The organism is Paenibacillus paridis (assembly GCF_006345825.1).
Taxonomy (GTDB): Bacteria; Bacillota; Bacilli; order Paenibacillales; family Paenibacillaceae; genus Pristimantibacillus; species Pristimantibacillus paridis.
Genome location: NZ_VCIX01000068.1, coordinates 64286 through 70555, shown reverse-complemented (window position 1 = coordinate 70555; position 6270 = coordinate 64286). Strand labels below are relative to the sequence as shown.

Below are 6270 nucleotides of genomic sequence, written 5' to 3'. Positions count from 1 at the left end.
GGAATGGTCTAGGTAACTCTTCTAGATGAGTATTTACTTCATGGCTTACTTTTTATGAAGTCATCATTTTACACAATTATATGGACTCAGCCAGTTTGGGAGAAATAGGTCTACTTTTTAGATCTAAATGACTCTGGAATGGCGTTTTAGCGGCAAATTGGTGGGTTGAGGCTGGAATAGATCTAGTTTTTAGACCTATTTCGAGTAAAGCAGCCAGTTTGGGAGAAATAGGTCTACTTTTTAGATCTAAATGACTCTGGAATGGCCTTTTAGAGGAGATTCGGTGGTTAGAGGCTGGAATAGATCTAATTTTTAGACCTATTTCGAGTAAAGCAGCCAGTTTGGGGGAAATAGGTCTACTTTTTAGATCTAAATGACTCTGGTATGGCGTTTTAGAGGGAATTCGGCGGTTCGAGGCTGGAATAGATCTAATTTTTAGACCTATTTCGAATAATGTAGCTATTATAAATGATATCTTAAAATCCTAAACCGCAAAACCATATTTGAAATCATAATCCGCAGTAAGCGGAAGAGCTGTCCTTTAGGCTTGAATAGGCCTAAAGGACAGCTCTTGTTTGAGCAATATAGATGGGTTTGTATGATAGACAACAGTTAGCAGCTTGGTTGGTTAGTTTCAAAGAACCACAGTTGACCCTCCAAAGTTACTCCGCTTTGTGTGTTACCTGTTGTGAGTAAGACGGTTTTGGCTTCCTTGACAGTGACAAGCTGCACTCACTTGTATCAACTACGCCCAAACCTTCCTAAACCAGCGTGAAATAACCACGCCAATACCCTCAAAAACCAACTTAAACAACAACACTAAAATCTTCCCAAACTAGCTTAAAACAACAACACTAAAACCCTCTCAAACCAGCTTAAAACAACTACGCCAAAATCCTTTCAAACTAGCTTAAAACAACTACGCCAAAATCCTTTCAAACTAGCTTAAAACAACTACGCCAAAACCCTCTAAAGTGACTTCACCGCTCAGCGTATTGCCTGTGAGCAGGTCGGTTTTGGCTTCCTTAACCGTGATAAGCGCGGGCTGCTCGCTATAGTTAAGAAGGAAGTACAGCGGTCCGTCTTCGCCTTCGCGGATAGCGAGCTCCACTCCTGAGGGTAGCGTTAGCCAGCTTGCTGTCGGAGAAACCAGGCCGAGCCGTTCAACGATCTCGCCAGCAGACGCTTCGTTGAAGACTGCGCCGAAGTACCATGCCTCGCCCGCGCCGAATGTGTTTTTGGTTACGGCCGGTTTCCCAGCGTAGTAGTCGGTTGCGTAATGAGCGACAACCTCCACCGTATCGCTTTCTACGAATAGGACATCGTTAAAGGAGTTGGCTCCGGTTAAGGTTCCAGCTTCGCCGACCCACTTCATCGATGTCGGAGCGCGCGTGCCCTTTACCATCGTAAATTCTTCAACGGAAATGCCGCATAGTCCGGCTGCAGCGCCAGGGAAAGGACGCATATAGGCATGGCCATGCTCATTCTTATACCCCGTCCGGCAGCCAAATATAATGATGCCGCCTTCACGTACATACTGCTCCAGCAGCGCAGCCGTATCATCGCGCATGATGGCAGGATGCGGATACACGAGCACCTTATACCGCTTCAGATCCTCAATTGTCGTCGTATTGCGGACGTATAGGGTGTCACTTGGAATATGCCGATAATTCAGCGCTTTGAACCAAGCCTTGCCGCTGTCCCATGAGAACGGGCCATGCCAAATATCATATTCGCCGTCCCATTGGTTATCGTAGTCGCGAACGAGTGCGATTTCCGCTTTGAACTGCGTATTCGCTATGCGGTTGCCTGCCTGCGCCAGTTCTGCGCCGATTTGGCCGGCTTCGCGAACGCGGCGGTTAGGCTGATTATGGTAGTCATTAATGCCATGCCAATAAATTTCATTGCCCACCGTAGCTGTCCGCCAGCGGAAGTAGAGCACCATATTCGCGCCATGAGCAATCGACTGATACGTCCACAACCGCATTTGCCCCGGCTTCGGCGAAGGCATATCCATACGGTTGACCCAGCCGCCAGGGCCGGATTGCTGCTCCATGATGGCAAAATTAGGCGAGATGGAGCGAACGGCGCCAAGCGATTGGCTCCAGCCTCGATCTGCCAATGGGTTTTCTTCGTTCTCGTTGGAGTAAAGCGTAGAGAACTGGGGATAAGAATCATAGCTGAAAAAATCGAGCAGCTCATCGGTCATCCGGTGGCTGTCGAGGTGGCCGAACAAGCCGTTGGTTGTCACCCACTGATGAGGTGCGACTTCACGCAATATGTCACCCTGTACCTTCGCATACGAAATCGTATTATCAGAAATGAACCGTTTCTCGTCCAGCGCTTGATGGGGATTAGGCTGTTTATCGGCTGGCGTTGGCCGCGGCAAAAACACTTGCTCCCAGTCGGAATAGGTTTGGCTCCAAAATACGGTTCCCCAAGCCTCGTTCAGCTTGTCCAGCGTGCCATATTTCTCTTGCAGCCAGGCGCGGAACGCGTCATGATCGGCAGGCGCATAAAACTCGCTGATCTCGCAGTTGAATTCATTGTCGATCTGCCAGCCGATAACGGCGGGATGGCCTTTATAGTGCTCCGCCAGCTTGCGCGTAATAATGGCGGACAGCTCCCGGTATTTTTGGCTGCTGTAGTTATAGTGGCGGCGCAAGCCGTGATGCAGCGTGACGCCGTCTTGCGTCACATTCAGCACCTCGGGGTATTTATGGGTCAGCCAAGCTGGCGGCGTTGCCGTCGGGGTGCCGACAATCACTTTTAGCCCATGCTTATGGGCAAGCTCAAGCGCGCGGTCGAATAAGTCAAACGAAAACACGCCTTCCTCCGGTTCAAAAATAGACCAGGCAAACTCCGCTACGCGAACGATGGAGAAGCCGAGCTCCCGCATCCGGCGGAAATCATCCTCCCATAGGTTTTCCGGCCAATGTTCGGGGTAATAGCAGACGCCAAGCCGGAATTCTTTTAGCGCATTGATAGGCTTCATTCGTAGTTCCTCCTCATGGATGGTAAATATAGTATGCGAATATATTGCGAATCATTACTCTCTCTACTAATTGTAAAATCAATCATATAAAGCGTAAATGACAAAATCCTGCGATTAATGATACAATATTGCGAACTTGTTAAAGGGAGCCTGAGCCGATGATCAGCCATTTTATTGTCCCTAATCCGTCGTTTTCGCAGTATGTATGTTACCCTGATTTATTTGGTAGATACAATAGCTTCCCGCAGCATGCGGAGCGAAGAGAGCAGGGGCAGTTGAAGCATTATAATTTGCATCTGATTTTTGAAGGAAGCGGTTATGTCATGAATGGAAGCGGCGGCGAGCGTCTGGCGCTTGGGGCAGGCGACGGATTTCTGTTCCCCAAGGATGCCTTCCAGCAGTATGGCTCAAGCGTGGACCAGCCGTGGGATGTGCGGTGGATTCATTTCGAGACCCAAATCCCGCTACCGATGCTGAGAGAGGCTGATGATTCGGGAGGGTGGCTGTTCACCTTTTCGAACAGGGAACGGTTTAAGGCGTTGACAGAGGAAATGTATGGGCTATGCAGTCCATTTGAGACAAGCAATGAGCCGCGCTTATCCGCGCTGCTGTACGAGATCTTGGTGGAGCTGGTTCAGCATTCGGAGAGATTGGAAGGTTCTTCGGCGCTCGAGAAGCAAAATGCGATCAGGGTGGCCGCAGACCAGATCCGATATAAATGCGAGGAGCCATGGAGCCTGGAGCGGATGGCCGCACTCGCAGGCTACAGCAGCTTTCATTTCTTGCGTTTGTTTCAGCAGGTCATGGGAAAGACGCCCAACCATTATGTGACGGAATGCCGCATCGATGCAGCTAAGCTGCTGCTGGCGACAACGGCATTGACCGTGACAGAGGTTGCGGCGCAGTGTGGATTTGCGCAAGCCAGTTATTTTATACGCGTATTTCGTTCATCTGAGGGCGTATCTCCAAAAAAGTACCGTTTGATCTATGGCCAAGGGGCAAGTCCGGTTTAAGCAGCTTGAACGGTGAGATGAATAGTAATGCCCGATGGATCATGGACCACATAGGCATTGCTTTGGGCAGACACATCGACGCCTGCACTGCGCAAATGACCAAGCGTTGTTTCACGGGAGGCGGCGCTTGGAAACACAACCGTGAAGTATGCTAAGCCTACCGAATGAGCTGGCGGCAAAACAGCGCCAACACCCGCCCAAATGTTCATCCCGATATGATGGTGATAGCCTCCTGCGGAGACGAATACGGCGGACATTTGCGCGTAGTCCCCAACAACATCGAAGCCAAGCTTGCCTTCATAGAAGGCCCTTGCTATTCTCAGATCGCCGACGTGAAGATGGATATGCCCAATCACGGTGCCCTGCGGCAGACCGTTCCATGAGAGGCCTTCGCTCTCAGCGAGCAAACCTTCCCAATCAAGCGGATCGGAAGCCATGACGTAGTTGCCGCCGGAGTCGCGTCGCCACTGCTCCCGCGGACGGTCTGCATAAATCTCGATGCCGTTATGGTCGAGGTCTTCAATGTAAAGCGCCTCGCTCACCAGATGATCCGCCTGCCCGATATGAATGCCGCTTTGAATGAGATTGCGCAAAGCAAGCGAAAGGGAACGGCGATCGGGCAGCAGGATCGCAAAATGATACAGCCCCGCATGAGATCTTCGTTGCGGCACGATTGCATTCGCCACCTCTTCAAGGATGAGCAGCGTATGTTCTCCGTCAGCCGTGAAGGAAGCTGTTCGATTAGCCTCATCTTGCTGCAAAACCTTCAGTCCTACGACCTCCGTATAAAATTGAATCGACTTCTCAAGCTGGCTAACCTTCAGTTTCACTTCTCCGAGCGTAATTGCCGGGTCCAAAAATGTTGACATGGGAAACCCTCCTATAGGTTGTGGTTTATTCAAACGTTTGGAATGATTTTACTGGCGCAGCGTAGCCTGCAATGGTCATATCATGTACAATATTGGAAAAAGAAACACAAAAATCCCAAGTGATAGAAAGGATGCAAAAGCACGAGCGTTGAAATATGGTTCTTCTTTATTCCAAGTAGGTTTATCATAGCACACCTGTTTACTAAAATAAAGTAACTAATATAAAGTAACCTACTTTCGGTTTTAAGAAAAAGGAGGCATTATCATTACATTATTGCGCAGAGTGGAATGGACGCTGCTCTTCATTCTGGGAGGATTAGCCCTGTATTTCTCGCTTATGGAGCTCACTCATTTTGAACCCGACGCCCGGATCAAAGAAGCGAGGAAAGAAGGGGCTTACTTTGCAGTTCATGCGCCAAATCAAACGTTCTACGGGAAAAGCTTTACGGTGGATGGCGTTATCTATAAGGATGGAGAATTGCATGTGTATATGACCTCTAAGGGGCTATTTTCCTGGCCTGATCTTCCTAATACGATTCAGGTCATTACCGATCGAAAAGAGGAGTTGAACCACTCCTCATATGGAGGAACTTCAACCTTGTTCAGATCAAGTGGACGCTTCACGTTCAAAGAAGTGCCGGAGGGCATAAAGAGCATTACCGTATTTCAAGAGGCCTATGGACAATCGTTTTCCTTCCCGATTTCCTTAGTTAAAGGGGGGCAAACCAATGAATAGCTGTGTGAAAGGTTTGCTCGGCCATGGAGTTAGGTGGCTGTTTATATTGCTTTCGCTTTTAATAATCTGTAAGGTTTTGCTTGGAGTGGGATACAGCAGTCTTCGGATAGAGAGTGTCGTTCAAACATCTCTTAATAAGTTGGAGGTGCCGGATGCGCCAATCTCAATGAGAACCAAGATGGGGCAAGGCTATGAGCTGCTGCAAATCGTGGACCGTGAGCATGGCATGTACCATCAATTGAATGTTAAACGCTCATTCGGTTTCCTATGGAGCAATCAGGGTGGGTCAGTTGGCATGCCGATCGATTCGGAAGTGCTTCTTAGCTTTCAAGGTGGCGGGGCTATCATCGGAAAGTATCTTCATTCTTTTTATGTTGGTCAGTTGAATGATCCGCAAATTAGCAGTTTGCAAATCCGTTGGAGCGATGGTGTTGAACAGGAGGCAGGGATCAAGGACGGCCTATACCAGGTTGCACGAGTGATACGGAGCAAGAAGAATGAGGAGCTTCGTTCCAGAGATGACAAATTGTTCGCGTATGACGCGAAAGGGCAACTGCTCTACGAGCTGGATCGAGATCGAAGAGAAATCAGAAGCGATTTAGATAAAAATGCATAAGCAAGAGGTCGCCCTCCAGCGTACAGACAAATCAGCTTAAC

5 protein-coding genes are annotated in these 6270 nt (G+C 48.9%); 3 read left to right on the top strand and 2 right to left on the bottom strand.

From position 1 onward, the window contains the following. Window positions 1-940: 940 nt before the first annotated feature. A complete protein-coding gene (locus FJQ58_RS04135; RefSeq protein ID WP_139991162.1) occupies window positions 941-2995 on the bottom strand; it encodes a beta-galactosidase in 2055 nt (684 codons plus the stop codon). Between the two features lie 158 nt (window positions 2996-3153). Between FJQ58_RS04135 and FJQ58_RS04130 the strand changes: the two genes are divergently transcribed. After that, the gene (locus tag FJQ58_RS04130; protein WP_139991161.1) at window positions 3154-4008 is read left to right on the top strand and encodes an AraC family transcriptional regulator; all 855 of its coding nucleotides are present in this window, start codon (window positions 3154-3156) and stop codon (window positions 4006-4008) included. Here FJQ58_RS04130 and FJQ58_RS04125 read toward each other — a convergent pair. Then, window positions 4005-4877 carry a VOC family protein gene (locus tag FJQ58_RS04125; RefSeq protein ID WP_139991160.1) on the bottom strand — a complete coding sequence of 291 codons (873 nt, stop codon included), beginning with the start codon at window positions 4875-4877 and terminating at the stop codon, window positions 4005-4007. The two genes, FJQ58_RS04130 and FJQ58_RS04125, sit on opposite strands and share 4 nt — an antisense overlap. Before the next feature lie 274 nt (window positions 4878-5151). Here FJQ58_RS04125 and FJQ58_RS04120 point away from each other — a divergent pair, with 274 nt between their 5' ends. Together FJQ58_RS04120 and FJQ58_RS04115 are read left to right on the top strand one after the other, a co-directional pair. Further along, a complete protein-coding gene (locus FJQ58_RS04120; protein WP_139991159.1) occupies window positions 5152-5613 on the top strand; it encodes a hypothetical protein in 462 nt (153 codons plus the stop codon). Window positions 5614-5779: 166 nt separating this feature from the next. Further along, a complete protein-coding gene (locus FJQ58_RS04115) occupies window positions 5780-6229 on the top strand; it encodes a hypothetical protein (protein WP_139991158.1) in 450 nt (149 codons plus the stop codon). Window positions 6230-6270 lie beyond the last annotated feature (41 nt).